Genomic DNA, 26,641 nt, shown 5'->3' with positions numbered 1-26,641 from the left:
GGTTAGTAACGGGAGGGGGTGTTAGCAGCCTGCTAGTCTCCTTATCAACAGCGAAAAATGCAACCCAAAAGCCGCCCGAAGGCGGCGGCAAGGTGTCTGGACGCTTACTTAGGGCGCTTCAGTCAACGAGGTAAGAATATGGTGGGCTGCCTCGATACGTGCTGGGGTGGGGTAGTTGCGGTTGGCCAGCAGCACAATGCCAATTTGCTCGCTGGGCACAAAGGCCACGTAGCCGCCAAAGCCGTTGGTCGCGCCGGTTTTGTTGTAAAGCGCTTCCTGTCTGGGGGCTAGCGGTGGGGTTAAGCGGTTGGCGGGGTTGGGCTGCAGAATCATCTCAAGGGAATTGCCCGCCAGTAACTGCTCAAGCGCCACCGGGTAGGCGTAGCTTTCCCAACCCAGCCCTTGGGTCATATCACCGAACTCAAAGTAGCCTGTGCGCGTGGCTGCCAAGGCTTGGCTGAGTGACTCGTCGTCGAGCCCTGGCACCTCCATATGCGCCTCCACGAACGTCAGCACGTCGGCGGCTGTGGATTTCAGACCGTAAGCTTGAGCATCCAGCATGCCTGGGTTGACCCGAATGGGCTTATCCTCTTTTGAGTAACCGTAGGCGTAGTGCGCCTGCTGCGATTCCGGTACCTGGTAATAGCTATGCTCAAGCCCCAGCGGGGCGAACAGCGCTTCTTGCATCAGCGTCTCGAACGGTTTGCCAAGGCGCTGGGCGGTTAAATAGCCCATCAGGCCTAAGCTCGGGTTGGAGTAGAGGCGTTGGCTGCCGGGGGCAGATTCAGGCTGCCACTGGCGATAGTAGTCGAGCATTTGCGCTTCGCTTTGTACCGCATCGGGAAACTGCAGCGGCAGCTCGCCTGCCGTATAGGTGCCCAGTTCCAGCAGTGTGATCTCATCGAAGACGCTGCCTTCAAGGGCTGGCAGGTACTGACTGGCCGGGTCGGAAAGCGAAAGGGCACCGCTGGTCTGGGCATAGCCTGTTAACGCCGCCGTGAAGATCTTACTGATCGAGCCGAGCTCGAACAGCGTCTCATCGGTAACTGGAATGCCCGCTTCTTGGTCAGCTTCCCCATAATTAAAGTAATGCTGTTGGCCACCGATGCTCACAGCGACCGCCATGCCTGGAATACGGTGCTCCGCCATCAAAGGCGCAATAGTGTCGTTCACCAGCGCCTCGATATCGGCGTTTTCAGCAGTATCAGATGCCCATGCATAGCTGCCGACTAGAAGAGAACCTGTCATGATAAGCCCGGATTTTGCTGATAATATCTTACCCATACCAATATCCTGTTGTGATTAACGCTGAGAGAAAGCTGGGTGGTATCACCCGCTGTAAAGAGCGTGGCAGGGGTTAATTTACGGTGTGCTGTGTGAGTTAACAAACAGCGATATTTTGCCCGAGCTATTAGAAAAATTTGGGGGTTAAGGTGGTGCGTCCTTATCTGCCGTTGAAGGCGTTGCGCGCCTTTGAAGCGTCGGCCAGGCATCTAAGCTTTACCCGAGCATCTGAAGAGCTGCATGTCACCCAGGCGGCGGTCAGCCATCAGGTGAAGCTGCTCGAAACGCAGTTAAAGGTGCCGCTGTTTAAGCGCTTGCCCAGGGGGCTAATGCTTACCCAGGAGGGGGAGCTGCTGTTGCCGGTATTGAAGAGTTCATTCGATCAGATAGCCCATACGTTGGAACGGGTGGGCGAGAGCAGTTACCGGGAAGTGTTAAACGTCGGGGTGGTCGGCACTTTTGCCGTCGGCTGGCTGCTGCCAAGGCTGGCGGATTTTAAGGACAAGTATCCGTTTGTCGATTTGCGACTTTCCACCCATAACAACCGCGCGGATATTGCCGGTGAAGGGCTCGATTTTGCGATCCGCTTTGGCACGGGTGCCTGGCATGGCACCGCGGCGCAGCCGCTACTACCGGCGTCACTCTCGGTAATGTGCATACCCGACATCGCTGCGCGGCTTAACACCCCGGCCGATGTATTAGGCGAGACCTGGCTGCGCTCTTACCGCGCCGATGAGTGGACAGAGTGGCTATTAGCAGCAGGGCTGCCGCGCAGCTTTCCGATGACCAACAGCATTGTGTTTGACTCTTCCATCGCTATGGTAGAAGCAGCGCTACAAGGAGCAGGCGTGGCGCTGGCGCCACCGCTGATGTTCCCCCGCCAACTGAGCAGTGGTGCGCTGGTACAGCCTTTCGACACCACTGTTAGCCTGGGCGGTTACTGGCTGACTCGCCTGCAGACACGCCCGGAAACCCGCGCCATGGCATCTTTCCGGGAGTGGCTGCTCACGGCGATTAATGCCTGAGCAGCGCTTGTTTATCCGGCCCGCTTAGTGGCTATGCTCGTCATGGTCATGGTCATGGTCATGGTCATGGTCATGGTCATCGTGCTCGTGACTGTGCTCATGATCGTCATGACCGCTCTCTTCATGGCCATGCTCTTCATGACCACCAGACTGGGCCAGCGCATCGTGCAGCACATGGGCATTGTGGCGCATCATGCCCAGGTAGGTACTGGCTTCGCCTTCCGAGGCTAACGCATCGGCGTAAAGCGTGCCGGCAATCGGCAGGCCGGTCTCTTCAGCTAGCTGGGTGATGATTGACTGGTTGGTCATGTTCTCGTGGAACAGCGCCTTCACGTTCTCCTGCTCGATCACATCCACTAACGCCGCCATGCTGGCGCCACTGGGGTCAGCTTCCGTAGAAAGCCCTACCGGAGAGAGGAAGGTCACGCCATAAGCGCTTGAGAAGTAGCCAAAGGAGTCGTGGCCGGTAATCACGCTGGTGGAAGCCGGGATCTCGTCAATTAGCGCACGGATCTCGGCGTCTACCTCGGCGATTTCCTGTAAGTACTGCTCCGCATTGGCGCGGTAGGCATCGGCGTTATCAGCGTCGGTGGCGATTAAGCCATCGCGGATGTTGGCGATATACACCTCAGCCTGGTGCATATCCTGCCAGGCGTGGGGGTCTTGATTGCCATGGTCGTGACCGGCGTGCTCATCCGCATGTTCTGCGTGATCATGCTCATCATGGTCATGGTCATGGTCATGGTCATGTTCTTCATGATCGTGGTCATCGTGGCCGTGTTCTTCGTGGGCATGCTCTTCATGGCCATGAGCCTCATGCCCATGCTCGTTATGCTCAGCGAAAGAGAGCGGCTCGATACCGTCGGTGGCGGTGACCAAAGCCCCTGAATAGTCGCTGGCGCTAATCAAACGCTCCATCCAGCCCTCAAACAGTAGGCCGTTGAAAACCACTAAATCAGCATTGGCCAGGGAACGGGCATCGCCAGGGCTGGGGGAGTAAACGTGGGCGTCGCCATCGGCGCCCACCAGGGAGGTTACTTCGACATGCTCGCCGCCTACGTTTTGCACCATATCGGCAAGGATCGAGAAGCTAGTAACGACCTGAACGCGCTCATTCGCCATGGCCGCAGGTAGTGCCAGCATAGCCGAGACGCCGACTAACCAGCGCGATGACCGAAATGATAAATGGGCAAAAGACATACAGCACTCCTTTTACGGTTAAGCATGAATACGGAAATTAAGACCCCGGCTCAACAGCCAGCGGCGTGGTTTTACGCCGCAATTTGGCAGCCAAGCTGTGGTAACGACCAAACAGGGCCGAAAAGAGGTAACCAAACCCGGCCAGCAGAATAATGCTGGGGCCTGAAGGGATATCCAGATGAAACGACAGCAGCAGGCCGCCGGTGCTTGCCACCATGGCCAGCACAATGGCGATGCCGATCAAGCCCTCTAAGCGTTTACTCCAAAAGCGCGCCGAGGTGGCGGGCAGCATCATCAGCCCCACTGCCATCAGCGTGCCCAGGGTTTGAAAACCGGCGGTGAGATTGAGTACCAGCAGCCCCAAAAACACGCTGTGTACCCAGCCGCTGCGACGGCTCTGGCCGCGTAAAAACAGCGGGTCAAGGCACTCCACTACCAAGGCGCGAAACACCACCGCCAGGGTCACTACAATCAGCGTACTGATACCCGCGATCAGCAGCAGTGCGGTAGAGTTGATCGCCAAAATCGAGCCAAACAGCACGTGAGTGAGATCTACGCTACTACCGCCCAGCGAAATCAGCATCACTCCGGCGGCCAGTGAGATAATAAAAAAGCTCGCCATGGCGGCATCTTCGCGCTGGCCGCCCATTTTCGATACCGCCCCCGCCAACAGCGCGACCATTAACCCAAAAAGCACCCCGCCAATGCTCATAATCGGCAGCGAAAACCCCGCCAGCAGGAAGCCCAGCGCCACACCGGGCAGAATCGCGTGGGCCATGGCATCGCCAATCAGGCTCATGCCGCGCAGTACCAAAAATACCCCCAGCGGCGGGGCGGCCAGCGAAAGCGCTAAGCCACCCACCACCGCACGGCGCATAAAACCGTAATCGAACGGGCTGATAAACCACGCATTAAGCAGATCCAGCATGGCGTCCTCCCATGGTAAACGGCACTACCTGAGCGGGCGCCTGTTGATGCGTCAGCGCACTAGGCGCGACCCAGCGGCCATGGCCGCCGTTTAGCATCAGCACTTCATCGGCCAGGCGGCGCAGGTGATCCATGTCGTGCAGCACGACAATAATCGTCGCGCCCTCGTCCGCCATCTGGCGCAGGATGCGGATTAAAATATCTACAGTTTCGCTATCCACATTGGCAAACGGCTCATCAAGCAGTAGCAGTTCGGCTTCCTGCATTAACGTACGGCCAATCAGGGCACGCTGACGTTGGCCGCCGGAAAGCTCGCCCAGCGGGCGGTGTGCCAAGTGCGAAATACCCAGCCGCGCCATAATCTCGCGGCCTTTGCGGTAGTGCGCCGCACAGTAGCCGGTTAACGCGCCGTGGCTGGGCCAACTGCCGGTCATTACCAGCTCTTCCACGCTCATGGGGAAGGTCAGGTCTAACGCCAACTGCTGGGGCAGCCAAGCCCGGCGCTCTTTTGCAACGGTGCATACCACTTCACCGCTAATGGGCCGCAGTTCGCCCATGATCGCCTGAATCAACGTGCTTTTACCGGCACCGTTGGCGCCGATCAGCGCGGTAATGGCGCCCGGCTTAAAGTCACCCTCAAGGTGCTCCAGCACCGTGCGGCGTGCCTGGGCCAAGTGCAGATTGTGCAGCTGTAAACGTGATAAAGAGCGCTGACTCATCCTAACCATCCGCCAGCCCAAACCACCAACCCCCAGAGTGCCAACAGCGGCACGGCAACAAACAGCAGCCGTTTAGTAGCCGATAGCGACATCAAGGAGAAGTGGCAGGGACCCTCCTTGTTATGGCGGTGCGTATGCTCACTCATCAAGCGGCCTCGTATAATAGTAAATAGGTTATAACATAACGTTAAATAAGGCTAAAAAATTGCTGATTATTTTACGCGTTCACGCCGCACTGGCAAAGATATAGCGCTGGCGAAAAATCGCTAGGGGAGTACAAGCAGGGATAATCAGTAGCGCCAGGTAGCACCTAGCTGCTGAGGGGATACATGCAGCGCGTATTCACCGGGAATCGTCATCGGCCCCAGCGATAGATTGGCGGGCTGGAAGCGATTAATTGCGGAAGATGCCTGATTGGGCTGCGACCAAATTTGCAGCTCGTTGACCAGCATGCCGGTGGCAAAGTTGATCGCACCATCGCTTTCCCGGCCATCGGCGGCAATCACCGCGCCCGCCACGCCATTCACCACCAACGAACTTACGCGGGCACCCCAGCCGCGCCGCTCGCGCTCTGCTTGAGCAAGCTGCAAGCCTAGCGCCTGCACGCCGCTTAAATCACCGCTGGCTTTCAAGCGCTTATATTCCGCCAGTGCCGCCGGGTGCGGCTGGCGGTCGGTCAGCATACCGCCCACGGCCAGCGCTGATTTCACCACGCCCACCCTGGCATCAAAGCGGTCATCGTCGTCGCTCGCCTCACTCGACTGGTAAGCGTTCACCGCCAGGCTGGTAGCGTAAATGCCGGTCCAGCCCCACTGCCAAACGTTGGCATGGCGGGCGCCGTCTTCAAACACATCATCGTACTCGCTCCATTGCCCGTTGGTTTGAGCCTGAGCTTGCAGAGAGACAGGCAGGATGATCACCAGCGTAGAAACCAAGGCGGTGAGAAGACGAAATGGATGCATAGTGAAAGGCCTATAAAGGGGAGCGATAGCGCTAAGCGTAGCACGCAAATCAAATCAGACGAGGAGGATTCAGGGTTGGCGAAGTATGACTAAGGTCAATGGCGTTGCAGGGCGAAGGATGATTAGATGAGCAAAACGACCATCAGGAGCGCCGCATGGATGACTTTTCGCCCAGTGATTTAAAAACCATTCTTCACTCCAAGCGCGCCAACCTCTATTACCTGCAGCATTGCCGGGTACTGGTGAACGGTGGCCGGGTGGAATACGTCACCGATGAGGGCAGTAAATCCCGCTACTGGAATATCCCCATTGCCAATACTACTTCGATATTGCTGGGCACCGGCACCTCGATTACCCAGGCGGCGATGCGCGAGCTAGCCAAAGCTGGTGTATTAGTCGGGTTTTGCGGTGGCGGTGGCACGCCGCTATTTGCCGCCAACGAGGTGGATGTAGACGTTGCCTGGCTGACCCCGCAAAGCGAGTACCGGCCCACGGAATACCTGCAATACTGGGTGCGCTTCTGGTTTGACGATTCAAAGCGCCTGGATGCCGCCCGCGCCTTTCAGCAAGCCCGCCTTGCCCGCATCGAAGCGCTGTGGACAAGCCGTGTGATGAAAGACGCAGGCTTTAGTATTTCCACCGATCACCTGCACAGCGCATTGAACCACCACCGTGAAGCGATCAAAAAAGCTCCCAGCACGGTTGATCTGCTCACCCTGGAAGCGAGGTTAACCAAAACGCTTTTCAAGCTGGCGGTGAACGCCGTTGACTACGGTGACTTCACCCGCGCCAAACGCGGTTCGGGCACCGACCCCGCCAACCGCTTTCTTGATCACGGCAACTATCTTGCTTACGGTTTGGCGGCCACCGCTACCTGGGTGCTGGGTATTCCCCACGGGCTTGCGGTACTCCACGGCAAAACCCGCCGGGGCGGCTTAGTGTTCGACGTGGCGGATTTAGTCAAAGACGCGGTGATTCTGCCCCAGGCGTTTATTTCTGCTATGCGCGGCGATGAAGAGCAGGAGTTTCGCCAAGCCTGCATCGAGCGCTTAACCCGCACCGAATCCCTCGACTTTATGATCGATACGCTCAAGGAAGTTGCCCAGCAGTTGGGGCATGCGCTGGGGCAAGAGCAGGGGAGCGGCGAAGCATGAATGTGCTGTTGATTTCCCAATGCAACAAGAACGCCCTGAAACAAACCCGGCGCGTGCTTGATCAGTTTGCTGAACGCCGTGGCGATCGCACCTGGCAAACACCGATCACCCAAGCCGGGCTGGATACCTTGCGCAAACTACTGCGCAAAACCGCTCGTAAGAATACTTCCGTCGCCTGCCACTGGATTCGTGGCCACGACCACAGCGAGCTGCTGTGGGTGGTGGGGGATGCCGTCCAGTTCAATCTCAATGGCGCAGTACCGACCAATACCACTGCCCGGGATATTCTGCGCCGCCAGGATGAAAACGACTGGCACAACGGCGAAGATATTCTTCTGCTCACCGCTATGGCCGCGTTACTGCACGACCTGGGCAAAGCCTGCGACGCCTTTCAGCAGCGGCTTAAAGGCAAGTTGGAAGGGCGCAATTTATACCGCCATGAGTGGGTATCGTTAAGGCTGTTCCAAGCCTTTGTCGGAAGTGACGACGATGCCACCTGGCTGGCGCGACTCGCCGAAGGCAACTATCAAGAGCAGGACTGGGTGAAAGGCGTTGAACGCGACGGGCTGGATAACGCCACGTCGGCGGTGTTTAGCGAGCTGCCACCGCTGGCGGCCGCGCTGGGTTGGCTGGTGCTTAGCCACCACCGTCTGCCGTTAAAACCGCCGGAAAAGGATGGCGATACTGAAAGGCGCTGGGGCAGAGGAAAGGCGCCCCTTCAGGCGGAGCAGTTGGGCGGGCTATTTGCGTCTATTCATGCCGAGTGGAATGAGATTCCCGAAACCCAAGACCCTAAGCGTATCGCCCCGTACTGGCAATTCAGCGGTGGGTTGCCGTTGAATACCTCTCGCTGGCGCGAGCGCGCCACCAAACTGGCAAGGCGGTTGCAGGCACGGCTGGAAACGAATCGCCACTGGCTGGAAAGCCACTACGTCATGCACTTGGCGCGGCTAAGCTTAATGCTCGCCGACCACCACTACTCAAGCCTGGAAGACTTACAGCATCGCGTTCGTGGCGAACCTAACTATCCGCTAATAGCCAATACCGTGCGCAAAACCGGCAAGCCCAATCAGCCGTTGGATGAGCATATCCTGGGCGTGGAAAAACACGCCGCCGCGATAGCGCGCGCGCTGCCTAGCATCGACAGCCACTTGCCGCGTTTAGCGCGCCATAAAGGCTTTCGTAAACGCAGCAGTCACCCGCGCTTTCGCTGGCAGGACAAAGCCTTTGACCTAGCTCAATCACTTAGAGAACGCAGCCAACGGCAAGGCTTTTTTGGCATCAATATGGCCTCCACCGGCTGCGGCAAAACGCTGGCGAATGGGCGCATTATGTACGCGCTGGCTGATCCTCAGCAGGGCGCGCGTTTTAGCATTGCTCTTGGGCTGCGCACGTTAACACTGCAAACCGGTCAAGCTCTTCGTGAACGCTTGCATCTGGGGGAGGATGAACTCGCTGTCCGTGTGGGTGGTAGTGCCAATAAAACGTTGTTTGAGCACTATGAACAAGAAGCCGAAGCCAGCGGTTCTGCGTCTCAGCAGGCGCTGATCGAAGAAGACGCCCACGTGGTGTTTGACGGCAACTTCGATAACCACCCGGTGCTGCGCCGCCTGAATAATGAACCGGGCACCCGCGCCCTGATCGCCGCGCCTATATTGGTATGTACCGTTGATCATCTGGTGCCCGCTACGGAAAGCACCCGCGGCGGGCGGCAGATCGTGCCCATGCTGCGGCTAATGAGCAGTGATTTAGTGCTCGATGAAATCGACGATTTCGATATTAACGACCTGCCTGCACTGACTCGATTAGTAAATTGGGCGGGGCTCTTAGGATCGCGAGTGCTGCTGTCATCCGCCACCTTGCCGCCTGCATTGGTCGAAGGGTTGTATGAAGCCTACCGCAGCGGTCGCAAAGCCTTTCAGCGCCACCGTGGCGAGCCGGGCTTGGCGGTCGATATCTGCTGCGCCTGGTTCGACGAGCACGACCGTCAGCATGAAAACTGCGCCAGCAGCGAGGCCTTCAAAGCGACGCATCAAGCGTTTGCCAAGCGCCGGTTAGAGCGCCTAGCCACTAGCCCGGTGCGCCGCCGTGGCGAGATTTTAGCATTGCCAGCGCTGGGTAAGCGGCCAGAAGAAATAAGGCCCGCGGTTGCAGCGCTGCTGCGCGAGCATGCGCTGGCGCTGCACCAGCAGCACCACTCCGTTGATCCTCACACCAGCAAACGCGTCAGTTTTGGCCTTATGCGTATGGCCAATATCGACCCCTTAGTGGATGTGGCCAGGGCGCTGTTCCAGCAGGGCGCGCCGGAAGGTGCGCGCATTCACCTCTGCGTTTACCACTCCCGCCACCCGCTGGTAATGCGCTCGGAGATCGAGCGCCGGTTGGATAAAACGCTGCAACGCGCCGAACTCGAGCGCGTGTTTCAGCAGCCTGATATCCGCCGCCTGCTGGATAGCAGCGAAGAAAACGACCACCTGTTTATTGTGCTGGGCTCGCCGGTAACGGAAGTGGGCCGCGACCACGATTACGACTGGGCGATAGTAGAGCCTTCTTCCATGCGTTCAATCATTCAGCTAGCGGGCCGCGTGCGCCGCCACCGCGAGCAGGCCTGTGAAGCGCCTAATATTTTGCTGTTAGAGACCAATCTAAAAGACCTTGAGCGACCGGGAGAACCTGCTTTTCATAAGCCAGGCTTTGAAACAAACACTACCTGGCGTCTCAAAAACCACTCACTTAACACCTTGTTAACGCCGGATGAGTACCAAGTGATTGACGCTCGCCCCCGCGTGCTGGCGCGGGAAACGCTTCACGCCACAGAAAGTCTCGTCGATCTGGAGCATGAGCGGCTATACCAACTGATGATCGAACAGCCCACTGAACCGTTAACCAAAAAAGAGATCAGGCTTGGCAAGCAGCCCAAACCACCGCCCTTGGGAGCATATAGCTGGCATGTCATGCCGCAGCTGCACTTAACCGGTGTATTGATTCAGCGTGACCCATTTCGTCAGCAGCTTGAACCTGAAATAACCCTAGCGCTGCTGCCCGATGAGGGCGGTGAAACCTGGACGCTACACCGCGTAGACGACGGCGCAAGGCGGGGTGAAAAGCTCTATGTGCCGGTAGAAGAGAGCCTGCTGGTGCGGGTAGACCTAACAAAAGAGCAGGGCGAGCGGATTCAAGCCTGGGGCGCCAGCGACTACTTAACAGCACTGGCGGACTTAGCAGAAGACCTGGATATCTCCCTGGATCGCGCCGCCCGAACCTTCGGAACGGTAACGGCCTCGGCTAGAAACCAGCGCTGGGGATATCACCCGGTGTTGGGGTTTTGGCGGAGCAAATGACGTCAAGCATGCTCGTTAATATCTGCGAGGGTTTCGCAAACCAGCGTTTCTATGCCAGCAAGCGCATCAGCGCTGTCATTCGCAAGCCAGGAAAGACTGGGGAAATCAGGGCATAAGCCAACAAATTGTTGATCTTCTTCAGACCAAAGAATACTAAAGATTTGGTCACGGTGATTTATCATCATTTCTATGCCAACAGAGTGTGATAACCAAAGGGAAAACGTATGGCAGATAATAGCAGAGCAGCAGAAATTCGCTCTGGGATTAAAGCCTTCTTAAAAGAGCGCTTCGATACCAAGGCGGAAAAGCTAGCTCCTGACGATCCGAAATACCAAGCACTGGTTGAGCAGTTCCAATTCGATACCTGGATCAACGATGCAGCAAGGCGCGTTGGTCAACTGCAAGTCGTAACCCACTCGCTAAAACCTATCCACCCCGATGCCAAAGGCTCCAACCTTTACGTCCCGCCTGAATCGCTAAACAACCATTATCTTGTCGGTAGTCATGTACTACCCGCTGATTTTGCGGGCGATGTGGTGGGGAACGCCGCAGCACTGGATGTTTATAAATTTTTAAAGCTGCAGTTCGAGGGAAAATCGCTGCTTGAGCGCGCACTAGAAAATGATAGCGAGTTTGCCAAAGCGTTAAGTGATAACCCCGAACAAGCCCAGACGTGGATCAATGCCTTTGCGGCGATTACCGAACCGCGTGGCGAGCACGCCTCACATACCCGAGGCAAACAACTCTACTGGCTGGTGGGCGATGAGGCCTTGGAAAATGGAGCCTTCCATCTGCTAGCCCCGCTCTATGCCACCTCGCTGGCCCACCGCGTTTTTCAAACCATTAACCATGACCGTTTTAGCGAAGAGGCTAAAGAGGCACGAAAAGCCAAGCGGGAAGGCAAATACGCCGAGCAACCCGTGCACAGCTACCCCAACCTGGCCGTACAAAAAATGGGTGGTACCAAGCCGCAAAATATCTCGCAACTTAACAGCGAGCGCGGCGGTAACAACTATTTGTTGGCATCGCTTCCGCCCAGTTGGAATGTACGTGATATTCGCCCGCCGCTAAAAGTAGCATCGGTTTTCTCCCACCCAGGAGTATTTGGCAGCCGCTCAGAAGTGCGCTCCCTTGTTAAAGACCTCAAGCGCTTTCTGGAGGCCAACCCTTCCACGGATATGCACACCCGCGACCTGCGCGATGACTACACGGCCATGCTGATGGACGAGCTAGCGCTGTTTGCGATGCAGATGCATAGCCTACCTGCGGGTTGGAGCGACGATGAAAAATGTGAACTGGTCGCCGAAGAAGCCTTCTGGCTAGACCCTGGCCGAGCCGAGGAAGATGCCGCTTTTCGTGAAGCGCGAAACAGCGTGGAGTGGTCGGACGATATTCGCCACCGCTTTGCCAATTGGCTGAATGCCACGCTAGGTGGGAAGCTTCCACTAGGCGATGTGGAATTTCGCCACTGGCAGAAAACGTTAGCAAAAGATGCGACTCATCAGCGCCTTCAAGATCGCGACCGCCGTTGGATGGAAAGCCTAATGGAAGATTTACACAACCTGCCAGGAGGTGATGACGATGAGTGAAGTGAAAAACCTCCTAGTCCTGCCGCGCCTGCGGGTGCAAAACGCCAACGCGATTTCCAGCCCAATGACCTGGGGCTTTCCTGCCATGAGCGCTTTTGTGGGCTTGATGCACGCCCTGGAGCGCAAGCTCTATGCAGCAGGTATCAACGTTTCGCTCAGTAACGTCGGCGTTATTTGCCACGATTTTGACGCACAGGCTACAGAGGGTGGCTACATTCGGGGCTTTCATCTGACCCGTAATCCGGTGGATAAAACCGGTGGTACGGCAGCGATTGTAGAAGAAGGGCGCATCCATCTGGATATCACGGTGGTCTTCACAATTGATTCAGCGGCGGCGGAAAGTGAGCACGAGCACATTGCGGAAAAAATTGGTGAGATCGTTGCGGGTATGCGTATTGCTGGAGGCAGCGTCATCCCCAACCGCGCCGTGCCAAGCCACAAACAACGCCCGCAATGGGTCACGCTTGATGACGATGAAGAGAGGCGTGAAAGTAAGTTCGCGCGCCTGAAACGGCGCTGGTTGCCGGGCTTTGCGTTAACTCTGCGCGATGACTACCTCACCGAACACCACCAAACGCTGCAGCAGCAAAACCCGGAGGCCAGTTTGCTGGATGCGTGGCTAGACCTTTCACGGCTTAACCACTATTGCGCCCTTGAAAATAAAGGTGAATCCAACGAGAAGCCTGTTTGGCAGGTGCAGCGCCCCTATCGCGGCTGGCTGGTGCCTATCCCCGTAGGTTACGGCGCTATTTCTGACCTTTTTAATCCTGGAGAAGTGGCTAACGCCCGGGATAACAAGACCCAGTTTCGCTTTGTTGAAAGCCTCTACTCCATTGGCGAATGGGTCAGCCCCCATCGCATGAAGCAACCTGAAGACCTGCTTTGGTACGTTGAAAACGACGAAGAAGCGGGACTTTACCGACTCAACAACGATTACCACCTTCGCGCCTCAGCACAGTAAACAAGGAGCTTAATCATGGCTAAAAACGACACCCTTAAAACCGCTTCCGTCCTCGCCTTTGAACGCAAGCTTGACCCTTCCGATGCCCTGCTTTACGCCAGCAACTGGGAAAAGCGGCAAGATGAGCAGCAGTGGCAGCCGGTAGAAGTGCGCGAAAAATCGGTGCGCGGCACCATTTCCAACCGCCTGAAAGCCAAAGACCAAGACCCCGCTAAACTAGACGCGGCGATTGAAAATCCCAACCTGCAAACTGTCGATGTCGCCACGCTGCCCCACGATGCAGATACGTTAGTTACTCGTTTTACGCTACGTGTATTGGCCGGTGCCGGAACGCCTTCAGCCTGTAACAACGCCGAGTACCAAGCCAAGCTGGAGCAGGCGGTTGCTGAGTATAAGCAGGCGCAAGGCTTCGGCGAGCTGGCGCATCGCTATGCCAATAACCTCGCTAATGGGCGCTTTCTATGGCGCAACCGCATGGGCGCAGAGCAAGTCGAGGTGAGTGTTCGCCAATTGGCCCAGGGCAAAACCACTAAAGAGTGGACGTTTGATGCACTGTCGCTCTCGTTGCGGGCTTTCGATAACACCGCCGAGCTTAAAGAACTCGCCGATGTTATCGCCGCCGCGTTGGCCGGTGAGCAGCACTTGCTGCTAGAGGTAGTGGCCTATGTGCGCGTGGGCAGTGGCCAAGAGGTGTTCCCATCTCAAGAGCTGATTCTAGACCGGGGCCGGGGCGATAAGAGCAAAACGCTTTATCACGTTAGCAAGATTGCCGGTATTCACTCGCAGAAACTGGGTAACGCCATTCGAACCATCGATACCTGGTACCCCAATGAGAACGATGAAGACCTTGGCCCTATTGCCGTGGAGCCCTATGGCTCGGTGACTACCCAGGGCAAAGCGTACCGCCAGCCCAAGCAGAAGGCTGATTTCTACTCACTGCTGGATAACTGGATGATCAAAGACCAAGTGCCTTCCAAAGAGGATCAGCACTTTGTGATGGCAACGCTGATTCGCGGCGGTGTGTTCGGCGAAGCGGGGTAAGCCATGGATCATTATATCGACATTCGTTTAAGGCCCGACCCTGACTTCGCCCCTGCAATGTTGATGGGCGCGCTTTATAACAAACTGCATCGGGCGCTGTTTGATTTACAGGCAGAAGACGTAGGTATCAGCTTCCCAGGCCATAAGCACGGCGTACGCGCCCGCACGTTAGGCGATCATCTGCGTTTGCACGGTACTCAGGCACGCTTGCAGCAGCTAATGAGTGCGGACTGGCTAACGGGCATGCGCGATCACACCCAGGTGAGCGAGGTGCTTGCGGTGCCTGCGGGTGCTCAGCATATCAACGTGGCGCGCAAGCAGTTCAATACGGGAAACCCAAGCCGTGCCAAGCGCTACGCCAAGCGGCATGACATTTCGGAAGACGAAGCGCAGCAGATTTATGCAAAGCTAGCGGCGCGGCGCATTGAGCTACCCTTCGTGCAAATAAATAGCCGCTCCACCCAGCAGCGCTTTAGCCTGTTTATTGAACATGGCAAACCGACCGCTTCTGCCACGGAGGGCACGTTTAGCCATTACGGCCTAAGCCCCAACGCAACGGTGCCCTGGTTTTGACCCTTTTTTTCAGCGATAAAATAGGCCACTAATAATCAACCACTTAGCGGTATCGCTCAAAAAAGGGTGATACCGCTTTTTTCGGCTAAAGCTCTTTAACAATCAGCACATTAATTTTGATAAGCTCTAGTGCGCTGCCGCCCAGGCAGCTTAGAAAGCAGCCTACAAAAGGTGCTTCCACGCATCACCGTGCGCTGCCGCCCAGGCAGCTTAGAAATTTGAAGACCAGCTCCCCTACATACCCCATCCGTGCGCTGCCGCCCAGGCAGCTTAGAAAAACGATGAAAAAGAGCAGCAACGCCACTACAGGTGCGCTGCCGCCCAGGCAGCTTAGAAAAGGAGCCAGACAACTCGCTGCGGCTTCAAGGTGTGCGCTGCCGCCCAGGCAGCTTAGAAAAAACAGAGCGCACTACTTCTGTTCCCCTGCTTGTGCGCTGCCGCCCAGGCAGCTTAGAAACCTGACCAGCCGCTTCGATCACTACGGCCCGCTGTGCGCTGCCGCCCAGGCAGCTTAGAAAAACAACGGCAATAAGTATCAATAACCATACAAGTGCGCTGCCGCCCAGGCAGCTTAGAAAATTAAACACGGTTACCCCTTGCTCACGCAGGCGTGCGCTGCCGCCCAGGCAGCTTAGAAACAAGGCGATAGCGTGCCGATGCCGGTTACGGCGTGCGCTGCCGCCCAGGCAGCTTAGAAAAGTGATAGATCGGAGGCAGTTTCTAACGTGGTGTGCGCTGCCGCCCAGGCAGCTTAGAAAACCTGAAAGAAGCGGAGGCCGATGTTTTCGAGGTGCGCTGCCGCCCAGGCAGCTTAGAAATGACTCACCATAGTCATCACCTGTATTTTCTTGTGCGCTGCCGCCCAGGCAGCTTAGAAAATTGTGCCCCATCGCGCCCCGCGCACCGCCCTGTGCGCTGCCGCCCAGGCAGCTTAGAAAATTGGATAGCCTCCAGGGTTTCCAGGGTTTCAGTGCGCTGCCGCCCAGGCAGCTTAGAAATAGACGCCCTGGTATTCGACGCCGTAAACGAAGTGCGCTGCCGCCCAGGCAGCTTAGAAACCTTTTTTAATGATTTCTTCGCACAAGTTGGCGTGCGCTGCCGCCCAGGCAGCTTAGAAACGGCTGCCACCGAGTACGATGGCGAGCAGTTAGTGCGCTGCCGCCCAGGCAGCTTAGAAATAGCGCATTTATGCCGCCCTCAATAAGCTCTTGTGCGCTGCCGCCCAGGCAGCTTAGAAAACGGGGAATTCGGACCATGTTTTGCGGCAAATGTGCGCTGCCGCCCAGGCAGCTTAGAAAATATCGGCAACGTCGGTTGGCATTTCAGCGTAGTGCGCTGCCGCCCAGGCAGCTTAGAAAATTATGAGCGGCATAGAGCAGGTTGTTGGCGGGTGCGCTGCCGCCCAGGCAGCTTAGAAAAGTGGAGCCAATCGCTAGCTGCCAGAAGGCGTGTGCGCTGCCGCCCAGGCAGCTTAGAAACGGCGCAGCTACCCTGGTACACCCCTATTTAGGTGCGCTGCCGCCCAGGCAGCTTAGAAAATCCGGTAGCCGTCGGGTACTGACTGGGTCTGGTGCGCTGCCGCCCAGGCAGCTTAGAAAAGCCGCTGGGAGGGCTTAACCAGTTGGCTTTCGTGCGCTGCCGCCCAGGCAGCTTAGAAATTGCTCGGCGTGGTGCCGTCGATTTCAGCGGTGTGCGCTGCCGCCCAGGCAGCTTAGAAAAGTCCGCACCCATGGCCGCAATGGCGGCATCTGTGCGCTGCCGCCCAGGCAGCTTAGAAAACAGCGACACCGCGACGATCGGCAACGGTCGCGTGCGCTGCCGCCCAGGCAGCTTAGAAATCTCATAAAGCTTGTCATTCACCGCATCGGAGGTGCGCTGCCGCCCAGGCAGCTTAGAAAAAACAGCGAATTCCACGCGCCACCGAGGATGTGTGCGCTGCCGCCCAGGCAGCTTAGAAAATAAGGGTGGGCATTGGACGCAGAAAGACCAGGTGCGCTGCCGCCCAGGCAGCTTAGAAAACCGGCTTCCTGTATTTTGTGTAAGAAACTGTGTGCGCTGCCGCCCAGGCAGCTTAGAAAAGTAGGGGCTTTCCTTTGTGACGGTGAATCCTGTGCGCTGCCGCCCAGGCAGCTTAGAAAAATGGTTGCCTTTTCAAGCGGTGTCGTTGTTCGTGCGCTGCCGCCCAGGCAGCTTAGAAATTGGCCCCTGGCGGGCAGTACACACACCTCGCGTGCGCTGCCGCCCAGGCAGCTTAGAAATTATTGTCAGCTTGTTACAGAGCGCGGGGTAAGTGCGCTGCCGCCCAGGCAGCTTAGAAACGAGGCAGCCCAAGCAGCCAAAAAGCCCTCAACGTGCGCTGCCGCCCAGGCAGCTTAGAAACAAACTGAGCGCACTACCTCCGTTCCCCTGCTCGTGCGCTGCCGCCCAGGCAGCTTAGAAAAGTCACACGACCAGTGACCACGGGCACCACTTGTGCGCTGCCGCCCAGGCAGCTTAGAAACTGACCTCGCTCAGCGCGGACATCCCTAACTTGGTGCGCTGCCGCCCAGGCAGCTTAGAAACTGGTCAACCTTTACCGCGTAGTGCAGAACCACGTGCGCTGCCGCCCAGGCAGCTTAGAAAAAAGCGGTCGCGGTCGTTAAAGCGGCCACGGGGTGCGCTGCCGCCCAGGCAGCTTAGAAAAGAAATAACGTTATCTGCACTCAATGCTCCGCGTGCGCTGCCGCCCAGGCAGCTTAGAAAAAAATATCCAGCCCGTTAACGGCATTGCACCCGTGCGCTGCCGCCCAGGCAGCTTAGAAATCACGGTAAGCAGATATAAAAAAGCCCCAGCGGTGCGCTGCCGCCCAGGCAGCTTAGAAATCAACGCGCTCGTCACCGTTGGCGAAGAACACGTGCGCTGCCGCCCAGGCAGCTTAGAAAAGCCCACGGAGCCACGCTGACCGAGTGGATCAGTGCGCTGCCGCCCAGGCAGCTTAGAAATTCCTAGAGCTGTGCCAACGGCTACGCCAAGAGTGCGCTGCCGCCCAGGCAGCTTAGAAAACAGGGATGGACGTTACTGCGCAGTTTAACGCGTGCGCTGCCGCCCAGGCAGCTTAGAAAGTTTATCGTAACAAAGGCCCGTCTTCTACTCAGTGCGCTGCCGCCCAGGCAGCTTAGAAAATAATTAAAACCATCAATATTTTTAGCGTAATGTGCGCTGCCGCCCAGGCAGCTTAGAAAAACAGCAACTAAGCCAGACTCCACACCACTAAGTGCGCTGCCGCCCAGGCAGCTTAGAAATTATTAGAAGATGAATCAAAAGCAGCAATACCGTGCGCTGCCGCCCAGGCAGCTTAGAAAATTAAATCGGAAGCACGAACATTAGAAAAAGAGTGCGCTGCCGCCCAGGCAGCTTAGAAATCTCGCCGCCCCTGATAAGCACCCAAGTAGATGTGCGCTGCCGCCCAGGCAGCTTAGAAAAAAGTATACCGCTAGTTGGATGAGCAAGCCAGGTGCGCTGCCGCCCAGGCAGCTTAGAAAAATACAGGGTGCGGGCAGTCATGCGCGGGGAGGTGCGCTGCCGCCCAGGCAGCTTAGAAAGGTACCGCCGCTAGAAAACCTCATGTTCCAGCGTGCGCTGCCGCCCAGGCAGCTTAGAAATAGCCGAACGCTTCGACGCCGTGGCCACCGTCGTGCGCTGCCGCCCAGGCAGCTTAGAAATGCAGTTACTACAAGCTGACGGTAGACGGCGAGTGCGCTGCCGCCCAGGCAGCTTAGAAAGCGATCAACGTCACCGTCGAAGAAAAGCGCATGTGCGCTGCCGCCCAGGCAGCTTAGAAAAATACAATCACCGCTTTCATGGCTGATAAGGTGTGCGCTGCCGCCCAGGCAGCTTAGAAAATATCAAGAGCGCGAAAGCGAAGTGCAGGGTTGTGCGCTGCCGCCCAGGCAGCTTAGAAAATTTTGACAGCTAGCGCGTTCGGTCTAACACAGTGCGCTGCCGCCCAGGCAGCTTAGAAAGCTCGATGATAGCGCTGAGCATGTGCGCGTTCGTGCGCTGCCGCCCAGGCAGCTTAGAAAAAGGCGGCGAGCGATGCGGTTCCGGCGGCTGCGTGCGCTGCCGCCCAGGCAGCTTAGAAAGATAACGGCGGTGTTGATAATGCGAATGGGGCGTGCGCTGCCGCCCAGGCAGCTTAGAAATGGCAGCGTCATCGAATGGCGCTCCGAGACCCGTGCGCTGCCGCCCAGGCAGCTTAGAAACGCAACGCAGGAGGTGGCATTGGAGGCTTCCGGTGCGCTGCCGCCCAGGCAGCTTAGAAAATCATCACGTTCATAATTACTCTCTCATAAAGGGTGCGCTGCCGCCCAGGCAGCTTAGAAACGAAAAAGCTGCAAGTCCTAGCGATGCGATTGGTGCGCTGCCGCCCAGGCAGCTTAGAAAAGCCCGCCGTAAGTGTCGGCAAGCTTCTTCAAGTGCGCTGCCGCCCAGGCAGCTTAGAAACCCATGTCTTCCAGATATGGCGCAGCGCCGCTGTGCGCTGCCGCCCAGGCAGCTTAGAAATCGTCAGTCCAGTAAACGTGCCCACGATAGTCGTGCGCTGCCGCCCAGGCAGCTTAGAAAAAATCGACTCGCTAACCCACCTTTCTATGACTGTGCGCTGCCGCCCAGGCAGCTTAGAAAGCGCAACAACGCCGCCCACTGGCTAACCAAAAGTGCGCTGCCGCCCAGGCAGCTTAGAAAAGCAGGTGTGCCAGCAGATTTAAGATGATTTCGTGCGCTGCCGCCCAGGCAGCTTAGAAAGATGAAGCGGTGCCCAAAGATACCGATGGGAAGTGCGCTGCCGCCCAGGCAGCTTAGAAATAAGCCTTTCCACGACCACTTGCCATTGGGACGTGCGCTGCCGCCCAGGCAGCTTAGAAATCTGTGGCATGGCATGTGGCATCCATTCCAGCGTGCGCTGCCGCCCAGGCAGCTTAGAAAACTGCATCATGGCGCGCCGTTTTTCAATGTACGTGCGCTGCCGCCCAGGCAGCTTAGAAAATGAAAGGCGTACCGATGCCAGCAATTAAAGAGTGCGCTGCCGCCCAGGCAGCTTAGAAATAGTCGTACAATTATCAATAGCAACATCAACAGTGCGCTGCCGCCCAGGCAGCTTAGAAATTAACAAGCCGCTGTCGCCGCCCGGTCAGCCGGTGCGCTGCCGCCCAGGCAGCTTAGAAAGTATGCGTCGAGGTCGATGGGCGGCTGGGTGTGTGCGCTGCCGCCCAGGCAGCTTAGAAAGCTTGAGTGCATAGCCCTCATATCCCTTACCTGTGCGCTGCCGCCCAGGCAGCTTAGAAAAGATATGAAATCAGAGATATTGTCTATCCTAAGTGCGCTGCCGCCCAGGCAGCTTAGAAAGTGCTGGCCATGACACTTACAGGCTCTGACACGTGCGCTGCCGCCCAGGCAGCTTAGAAACATTCCATTGGCTCCGATACCAGCAGCACGACGTGCGCTGCCGCCCAGGCAGCTTAGAAATGGGTGGTTGGCTGTGTGCACGGCAATAGCGGGTGCGCTGCCGCCCAGGCAGCTTAGAAAGGCAACCACTGACTTTAGGGTTCGACTCCCTTGTGCGCTGCCGCCCAGGCAGCTCAGAAACGTGACCTGTCAGTGATGGGCAGGCTAAAGGCGTGCGCTGCCGCCCAGGCAGCTCAGAAATGTTCGACCTTGATCAATTGCGCTTGGAGTACGTGCGCTGCCGCCCAGGCAGCTCAGAAAGCAAAGACAGGCTTGAATTCGACGCGGGTTGGGTGCGCTGCCGCCCAGGCAGCTCAGAAAGCTCGCACGATTACAGCATCACGGTGCGCGGAGTGCGCTGCCGCCCAGGCAGCTCAGAAACGGGGCTTTTTGCTTTCCGATATATGCCCGCCGTGCGCTGCCGCCCAGGCAGCTCAGAAATGCTCAATTGGCAAAACATCGCATTGAGCGATGTGCGCTGCCGCCCAGGCAGCTCAGAAAAGTGATGGCCGTTTTATGCGTTTTGTAGCGCCGTGCGCTGCCGCCCAGGCAGCTCAGAAAAACCAGGCGGGAAGGATCGAAGCGATGCAAGCGTGCGCTGCCGCCCAGGCAGCTCAGAAATACGTCATCGTTGATATCTGCCTGCGCATGCTGTGCGCTGCCGCCCAGGCAGCTCAGAAATTTGCCGACGTACAGCGGCGTCTTAGTGGTGTGTGCGCTGCCGCCCAGGCAGCTCAGAAATTCACTTTCTTGTTGAATTGTTTGTTGGTCATGTGCGCTGCCGCCCAGGCAGCTCAGAAAGGATGGAGCTTCGCCTGATTGCTGCTTATGGCGTGCGCTGCCGCCCAGGCAGCTCAGAAAATTGCTCGGTTTGCATTTCCAAGAACCGAAGGGTGCGCTGCCGCCCAGGCAGCTCAGAAAACAAAGGCTTCCGTACCGGATGCAGCCCGCTCGTGCGCTGTCGCCCAGGCAGCTCAGAAAATTATCAACACCCCGTAAGCGCTCTACGATCAGTGCGCTGCCGCCCAGGCAGCTCAGAAATGCGCGTCCCATGCTTCCACGGTTAACCAGAAGTGCGCTGCCGCCCAGGCAGCTCAGAAATTGGCGAGCAAGCAAAAGGCACGCTTGCAGGAGTGCGCTGCCGCCCAGGCAGCTCAGAAAAGGCTGAGCTTCGTCCGCCTCTATGCGCACGAGTGCGCTGCCGCCCAGGCAGCTCAGAAAATGCGGCGCATCCAGTAGCTGCTCCAGGTGACGTGCGCTGCCGCCCAGGCAGCTTAGAAAAATAGCCCGCTTGAAATGTACTCCATGATGGCGTTCGCTGCCGCCCAGGCAGCTTAGAAATAAGGGCGCATTTGCTCGCCAGTGTTCCCGAAGTGCGCTGCCGCCCAGGCAGCTTAGAAATTCCGGTCGTGTTGGTCGGCGTGGCCAAGGACGTGCGCTGCCGCCCAGGCAGCTCAGAAATCAGTTTTAGCGGCACTAATTGTCTTCCGTTTGTGCGCTGCCGCCCAGGCAGCTCAGAAAGTGTGGAGCCAGTGCCATTTCTCTAGCGACAAGTGCGCTGCCGCCCAGGCAGCTCAGAAATGCCCCAAACGCACACAGTTTTCGACGATGGCGTGCGCTGCCGCCCAGGCAGCTCAGAAACAATTTTCAGCCAAGTAAACGGGTACTCCTTCGTGCGCTGCCGCCCAGGCAGCTCAGAAAGGAAACGAATAGCGGTGATTCAGGGTCAAGCCGTGCGCTGCCGCCCAGGCAGCTCAGAAATGGCGAGGGAGATAAAAGGGAGATGGCAGGCCGTGCGTGCCGCCCAGGCAGCTCAGAAACCAAAGCGATTTAGTCGCGCGGCTTGAGCTGAGTGCGCTGCCGCCCAGGCAGCTCAGAAATGCTTGATTAGACGCCTGCTGCGGATGCCATCGTGCGCTGCCGCCCAGGCAGCTCAGAAAAACGTACCCGCCAACGCCTAGCGTCATTAGATGTGCGCTGCCGCCCAGGCAGCTCAGAAAGCCGCGGCCATCACGGTATTAGCGCCCCAGTAGTGCGCTGCCGCCCAGGCAGCTCAGAAACACTCGCCGTAGCGCGTGATATTGTCGTAGAGGTGCGCTGCCGCCCAGGCAGCTTAGAAATGAAAGGGCCGATGAGTGAGACGTGATTGATCGTGCGCTGCCGACCAGGCAGCTCAGAAAAGATATGCGGGCGGTTCGCGGCGTTGGTGGGGGTGCGCTGCCGCCCAGGCAGCTCAGAAAATGCGGGTGAAGCACGGCGGGCGGATCTACAAGTGCGCTGCCGCCCAGGCAGCTCAGAAATGAAGAAGACGCAGAGTGGGCGCTAAAGGATCGTGCGCTGCCGCCCAGGCAGCTCAGAAATCAATGAACAAGGCAAGGCCGGTGCCTTCACGGTGCGCTGCCGCCCAGGCAGCTCAGAAATCGCCAAAAATAACGTTGTAGAAATTCATTAAGTGCGCTGCCGCCCAGGCAGCTCAGAAAACGTGCCGCCGGCGGGAAATTGACCCTTAAAAGTGCGCTGCCGCCCAGGCAGCTCAGAAAACCGGGCGCTGTGGGCATTTGACCAGGGCCACGTGCGCTGCCGCCCAGGCAGCTTAGAAAAAGCGATGCCCGGCATCGCCGTTGTGACCGGAGTGCGCTGCCGCCCAGGCAGCTCAGAATAGGTTGGGGAGTTCGAGTCTCCCCACCCGGACTGTGTAAGGGATGTGCCTTGGCATTAATGCGCTTGTGCCGATTGGCACTTCAACCTCACAAAAAAGCCACCGCGTCGGTGGCTGTGACTGCTGAATTTCGATCAATGCTAGGCGTTAATCTTCTTGCGGCGGTGCTTCTAGGGCGCGTTTGTCGTCGGGTACTCGGACGATATGGCCGACTTCCAGCTTGTTATGGCTTTGGTGGCGGCCGCCTTTGGTGTCAATGATCGCGGCGACTTCGCCAATGCTGACCGCGTCGTCTTCTCGGTAGGCTTCTACTTTGACGCGCACCATGACGCCTTGGTAGCGGGCGGAAATAATGTCGCCTGGGTCGGGTTGGCCGCTTTGATCCGGGTGTTTTTTAAAGTACTGCATAACACTGGTGTTGCCGGGTTCGTCCCATTCGATATGCTGATGCATCGTTGTCTTCCTTGTTTAAATAAGAGTGCCATGATGAGTATGGCTTAAGTGTAGTTCCTTCAACGAGGGGATGTGGGCTGTTTTTCCTGCCCTACGTATTGAAAGAGGAAGTTTAGCGCTGCCGGTAGGCTGGCGCGCCATACCTTCCATGTATGACCGCCTGGGTAGAGGTCTAGGCGCACATCGTTGGGCTGAATACGCTCCATGGCTTGGCGCATAATGCGTGCGTGAAATTCAGCATCGTAAACATCGCTACGCCCGGCGCTGATATACAGCGGTACGGGGGAAAGGTCGCCCTCATCTTGGGTGCCACGGGGGGTTACCCGCAGGCGATACTCTTCCAGGTGTGCGGTGTAGTTGAGAGACTCCCACAACTCGCGATCAAATTGCCCCTGGTCATTGCGGAATGCCGGATGGCGCCAGGCGGTGGAGTTACGCGGTGGAAGTGGGGCGTAGCTTGCAGGGCTTAACGCGGCCACCGCGGCAAACAGCTCTGGCCGCTCCAGGGCAAAATTGAGCGCGCCGTAGCCACCGGCGGAGAGGCCTGCCACGCCACGCAGATGGCGCTCTTGTCCCACGTGGTAGGTCGCTTCCACGTGAGGCATCAAGTCGTTAAAAAACGCGCTGCGGGCGGGCTCATTGTGGCCATCCACCCACCAACTGCGGCTGCCGGGCATAATGAAAACCGCCGGAGGAATATGCCCGGCGGCGATTAACCTATCTGCCACCTGCTGTAAATTGCCGCGAGAAACCCAGTCGCGGTCAGTACCAAAAGAGCCATGCAGCATATATACGACCGGATACGCGTCTGTCGCTTGGTCGTCATAATGGTCGGGTAAATAGACACTGTAGGGGTAGTCGTAACCGAGCGTGGGTGAGAAAAACTGATGGTGCTCAACCTCGCTGGCGAATGAGTGACCACTGAATGTCAGCCAGCCAATAAACGCGGTGAGTAAGGCGTGAAATCGGTACGAAAATAAAGATGGCTTTGGGATGAACACGTTTCCTCCGGGAATTAAAACTGTTCAACGGGGTCGGACAGCACGACGGTATTAGTTGTTCATCATAGCCTTACAAGAGAACCCGTTAGCAAATCCATTCATCATTGCCATTCAGTGTGCCAAAGGTAGGAGTAGGTAACGGCGGGAGGCTCGATGCGAAAAATTGAAGAGATCTACTGGTTGCGTGCTTACGGCTGTATAGCCGTTTTTTTGTTTCATCTGCTAGATCACGTTAATCAGCGCCTCGATAACGTTGCCACCGATTTGATGCGCATACCGCTGGTTTTGGGTACGCCGATCTTCCTGTTTATTGCTGTCTTTGTGTTTGCCGTTCGCTACGACAAGGCCGTGCCGGAAGGTTTTCTAGCCCAGCGCGTGAAGTATGTGATGGTGCCTTACTTGGTGTATGGCTTTATTTATTCGACGGCAGAATGGGTAAGGTTGCAGGCATCGGATGAGCCGGTGGGGTTGGTGGCCAATGCCATTGAGTATTATGTCTACGCGGGCTGGCATGGCTATTTTTTGATCATTGCGATGCAGTTTTATGTGGCCTATTGGTTGTTTACCCGCTGGCAGCTGTGGCGTTTGAACCCGGTACCGTGGCTGTGGGGCGCTTGTGTGATCAGCATGGCGTATTGGGGCCTGGCCTACTGGTTTGACGTTGATCTGCCAGGTTACCTGCTGTGGGTTGCCCCGCTGGGGTGGATCTATGTGTTTTTCCTTGCTCTGGTGCTGGTGCGTTACTACCCGCTAGCCCCTGAGAGTGTGTTGCTGGCGCGGCCTGCCTGGATGCGGCAAATGGCCCGCCCAGTGTGGTTGGCGTTAATGGTGGCGCTGGTTATCGCCGCTACCTTTGCAGGCTGGTTGGCGTTCTCTTCCAAAGAGGTGTGGGTGATCCCTTTCTTCGTGCTGTTCACGCTTTGCGCCATGCGCTACTTGGCCGGGCGTCCTGCGCCTTTATGGGTGCGCCACATCAATGCATATTCGTTTGGTATTTACTTGGCCCACCCCATGTTCTTTGTGCTGGCCGATCTGGCTGTCGAGCCTTTATCGTTACCCATTGGCGTGTATGCGTTGGTGCTGATGGGGGTTGGTGTGGTGGGGTCGGTGGGGCTTAATAAGCTTGCCAATACCACGACACTGGGCGCAATGTTGTTCGGCAAGCGATTGAAGGTAAGTCAGTAAGAATTAGCTAGTAAAGGTAGTGGTAGAGAATAGTGGTTGAACGCGTATTACGGGCGTGGTGTGAAAGCCGCATCGGATGCGTTAGGCAGCAAGGTGGCGTCTGGGGTATCTACTTGGCGAAGCAGGTGCCCGTTGTAGTTTTTTAAGCGGGTGGGGCAGGCGTGCAAGCGCTGCAGGAAATCATCTATCGCGCTGCCATCGTCCAGTTCAGGGTCAAACCCACCCAAACGCTCAAGCCAAACTCGCCTAACGGCAATGTAAGGTGGCAAAATCAAGGCACTTGCCAATAAGCGCCGCAGGATACGTTCCGGCAGCGATGGCCGAGTAAGGCCGATTATTAAGGCGTCAAGAGTGTATGTGTTGAGCTGTGGATAGAGCGAACTCCAAAGGTTGGCAGGCAGCGGTTTTTTCTGCAGCGCAATGATTAGCCACTCTGCTTGACTGGTAAATGCGGCTTTATTGAGGCGAACTCCTAGCGGCCGCGCTGGCGTAATCAGCGAATGAGTGTGGTAGCGCTGCTCTATAGCGCTCAGGCGCTTCTGTGCTTGAGTGGCCGTTACCAAAATGGGCAGTAAGTGGTCGGCAACACCGGATTCACGTATAGATTTTAAGTGGCGTGGCAGCATCTCACCCGTCACCATGGCATCAACAATAAAGCAGACCGATCCCATTTGCCGACTCCAATTGTGAGCAAACCTATCAAATTGTAATTTATTGTAGTATCTGGTTTATTTGGGTAGCAAGTAAAAAAGTTAGTGAGCTAAAAAAGAGTTCTCATTATATTTAATGCACCGTATTGGCGCGTTAAACATTATTTTTGTTCTATTTTGGTGCGTTAAAGGTTTTTTAAGCGACTACAGAAACCCAGTTTAGCCTTTATGCCTCATCAAGAGGCATCCTGATTCACTTTTTTATTCTTTATAAAAAAGGAGCTTACGTTTTTTTTATGCCATATTGGTGCAGAGTTGGCATGCTCTCTGCATTGTATTTGGCAGCGGCAAGCGGGCCGTAGGCATAAGCCTTGCGGCGTGCTAAAACGATAGCCGGTCTGAAATGCTCGCTGAGCGATTTGTTAATAAATGTCA

At 56.8% G+C, this 26,641-nt stretch carries 17 protein-coding genes and 2 CRISPR repeat arrays; of the genes, 8 read left to right on the top strand and 9 right to left on the bottom strand.

Annotation, left to right across the window (positions count from 1 at the left end):
* Positions 1 to 108: 108 nt before the first annotated feature.
* Positions 109 to 1,284, bottom strand: a complete 1,176-nt coding sequence (gene ampC / locus KUC_RS04640; protein WP_007111969.1) for a class C beta-lactamase — start codon at positions 1,282 to 1,284, stop codon at positions 109 to 111.
* A gap of 149 nt (positions 1,285 to 1,433) precedes the next feature.
* Here ampC and KUC_RS04635 point away from each other — a divergent pair, with 149 nt between their 5' ends.
* Positions 1,434 to 2,309 carry a LysR family transcriptional regulator gene (locus tag KUC_RS04635; RefSeq protein ID WP_007111968.1) on the top strand — a complete coding sequence of 292 codons (876 nt, stop codon included), beginning with the start codon at positions 1,434 to 1,436 and terminating at the stop codon, positions 2,307 to 2,309.
* A gap of 24 nt (positions 2,310 to 2,333) precedes the next feature.
* Here KUC_RS04635 and KUC_RS04630 read toward each other — a convergent pair whose 3' ends face one another.
* From KUC_RS04630 to KUC_RS04615, 5 genes are all read right to left on the bottom strand, one after another.
* Positions 2,334 to 3,509, bottom strand: a complete 1,176-nt coding sequence (locus tag KUC_RS04630) for a metal ABC transporter solute-binding protein, Zn/Mn family (protein ID WP_007111967.1) — start codon at positions 3,507 to 3,509, stop codon at positions 2,334 to 2,336.
* A 37-nt stretch (positions 3,510 to 3,546) separates the two neighbouring features.
* Positions 3,547 to 4,437 (bottom strand): metal ABC transporter permease, encoded by an 891-nt coding sequence (locus tag KUC_RS04625; RefSeq protein WP_007111966.1) that lies wholly within the window; start codon positions 4,435 to 4,437, stop codon positions 3,547 to 3,549.
* Complete coding sequence (locus KUC_RS04620) at positions 4,421 to 5,155, bottom strand: metal ABC transporter ATP-binding protein (protein ID WP_040479512.1); 735 nt, start codon at positions 5,153 to 5,155, stop codon at positions 4,421 to 4,423. Before KUC_RS04620 ends, KUC_RS04625 begins: the two co-directional genes overlap by 17 nt.
* On the bottom strand, positions 5,152 to 5,301 hold the full coding sequence (locus KUC_RS19685) for a hypothetical protein (RefSeq protein ID WP_007111964.1): 150 nt from the start codon (positions 5,299 to 5,301) through the stop codon (positions 5,152 to 5,154). Before KUC_RS19685 ends, KUC_RS04620 begins: the two co-directional genes overlap by 4 nt.
* Before the next feature lie 144 nt (positions 5,302 to 5,445).
* Positions 5,446 to 6,117: a hypothetical protein gene (locus tag KUC_RS04615; RefSeq protein ID WP_007111963.1), complete on the bottom strand. Its 672-nt coding sequence runs from the start codon at positions 6,115 to 6,117 to the stop codon at positions 5,446 to 5,448.
* Positions 6,118 to 6,272: 155 nt separating this feature from the next.
* On the opposite strand from KUC_RS04615, the gene cas1f reads away from it, so the two are divergent.
* The 6 genes from cas1f (at position 6,273) to cas6f (ending at position 14,776) form a co-directional block, all read left to right on the top strand.
* Positions 6,273 to 7,271 carry a type I-F CRISPR-associated endonuclease Cas1f gene (gene cas1f, locus KUC_RS04610; RefSeq protein WP_007111962.1) on the top strand — a complete coding sequence of 333 codons (999 nt, stop codon included), beginning with the start codon at positions 6,273 to 6,275 and terminating at the stop codon, positions 7,269 to 7,271.
* A complete protein-coding gene (gene cas3f / locus KUC_RS04605) occupies positions 7,268 to 10,612 on the top strand; it encodes a type I-F CRISPR-associated helicase Cas3f (protein ID WP_007111961.1) in 3,345 nt (1,114 codons plus the stop codon). The genes cas1f and cas3f overlap by 4 nt, the downstream gene beginning before the upstream one ends.
* A gap of 224 nt (positions 10,613 to 10,836) precedes the next feature.
* Positions 10,837 to 12,201 (top strand): type I-F CRISPR-associated protein Csy1, encoded by a 1,365-nt coding sequence (gene csy1 / locus KUC_RS04595; protein ID WP_007111959.1) that lies wholly within the window; start codon positions 10,837 to 10,839, stop codon positions 12,199 to 12,201.
* Positions 12,194 to 13,162, top strand: a complete 969-nt coding sequence (gene csy2, locus KUC_RS04590) for a type I-F CRISPR-associated protein Csy2 (RefSeq protein ID WP_007111958.1) — start codon at positions 12,194 to 12,196, stop codon at positions 13,160 to 13,162. The genes csy1 and csy2 overlap by 8 nt, the downstream gene beginning before the upstream one ends.
* 15 nt (positions 13,163 to 13,177) lie before the next feature.
* A complete protein-coding gene (gene csy3, locus KUC_RS04585; protein ID WP_007111957.1) occupies positions 13,178 to 14,203 on the top strand; it encodes a type I-F CRISPR-associated protein Csy3 in 1,026 nt (341 codons plus the stop codon).
* Between the two features lie 3 nt (positions 14,204 to 14,206).
* On the top strand, positions 14,207 to 14,776 hold the full coding sequence (gene cas6f, locus KUC_RS04580) for a type I-F CRISPR-associated endoribonuclease Cas6/Csy4 (RefSeq protein ID WP_007111956.1): 570 nt from the start codon (positions 14,207 to 14,209) through the stop codon (positions 14,774 to 14,776).
* Between the two features lie 129 nt (positions 14,777 to 14,905).
* A CRISPR array of direct repeats spans positions 14,906 to 22,019; the repeat unit is 28 nt; unit sequence GTGCGCTGCCGCCCAGGCAGCTTAGAAA.
* A gap of 90 nt (positions 22,020 to 22,109) precedes the next feature.
* Positions 22,110 to 22,918: a CRISPR direct-repeat array (repeat unit 28 nt; unit sequence GTGCGCTGCCGCCCAGGCAGCTTAGAAA).
* Positions 22,919 to 23,064: 146 nt separating this feature from the next.
* Here cas6f and KUC_RS04575 read toward each other — a convergent pair.
* Together KUC_RS04575 and KUC_RS04570 are read right to left on the bottom strand one after the other, a co-directional pair.
* Positions 23,065 to 23,370 (bottom strand): hypothetical protein, encoded by a 306-nt coding sequence (locus tag KUC_RS04575; RefSeq protein WP_007111934.1) that lies wholly within the window; start codon positions 23,368 to 23,370, stop codon positions 23,065 to 23,067.
* 59 nt (positions 23,371 to 23,429) lie between these two features.
* Complete coding sequence (locus tag KUC_RS04570; protein ID WP_007111933.1) at positions 23,430 to 24,371, bottom strand: alpha/beta hydrolase; 942 nt, start codon at positions 24,369 to 24,371, stop codon at positions 23,430 to 23,432.
* Between the two features lie 153 nt (positions 24,372 to 24,524).
* On the opposite strand from KUC_RS04570, the gene KUC_RS04565 reads away from it, so the two are divergent.
* Positions 24,525 to 25,556, top strand: coding sequence for an acyltransferase family protein (locus tag KUC_RS04565; protein WP_007111932.1), 1,032 nt, complete (start codon positions 24,525 to 24,527; stop codon positions 25,554 to 25,556).
* Positions 25,557 to 25,603: 47 nt separating this feature from the next.
* Here the strand turns inward: KUC_RS04565 and KUC_RS04560 are convergent, their stop codons facing one another.
* Entirely contained in the window at positions 25,604 to 26,227 is a 624-nt protein-coding gene (locus KUC_RS04560; RefSeq protein WP_007111931.1) for a hypothetical protein, read from the bottom strand.
* Positions 26,228 to 26,641: the final 414 nt, after the last annotated feature.

Origin of the sequence: Vreelandella boliviensis LC1, from assembly GCF_000236035.1 — a bacterium.
Lineage (GTDB): Bacteria > Pseudomonadota > Gammaproteobacteria > Pseudomonadales > Halomonadaceae > Vreelandella > Vreelandella boliviensis.
The sequence above is the reverse complement of the archived record's forward strand: the minus strand, read 5'-3'. Positions and strand labels throughout refer to the sequence as shown.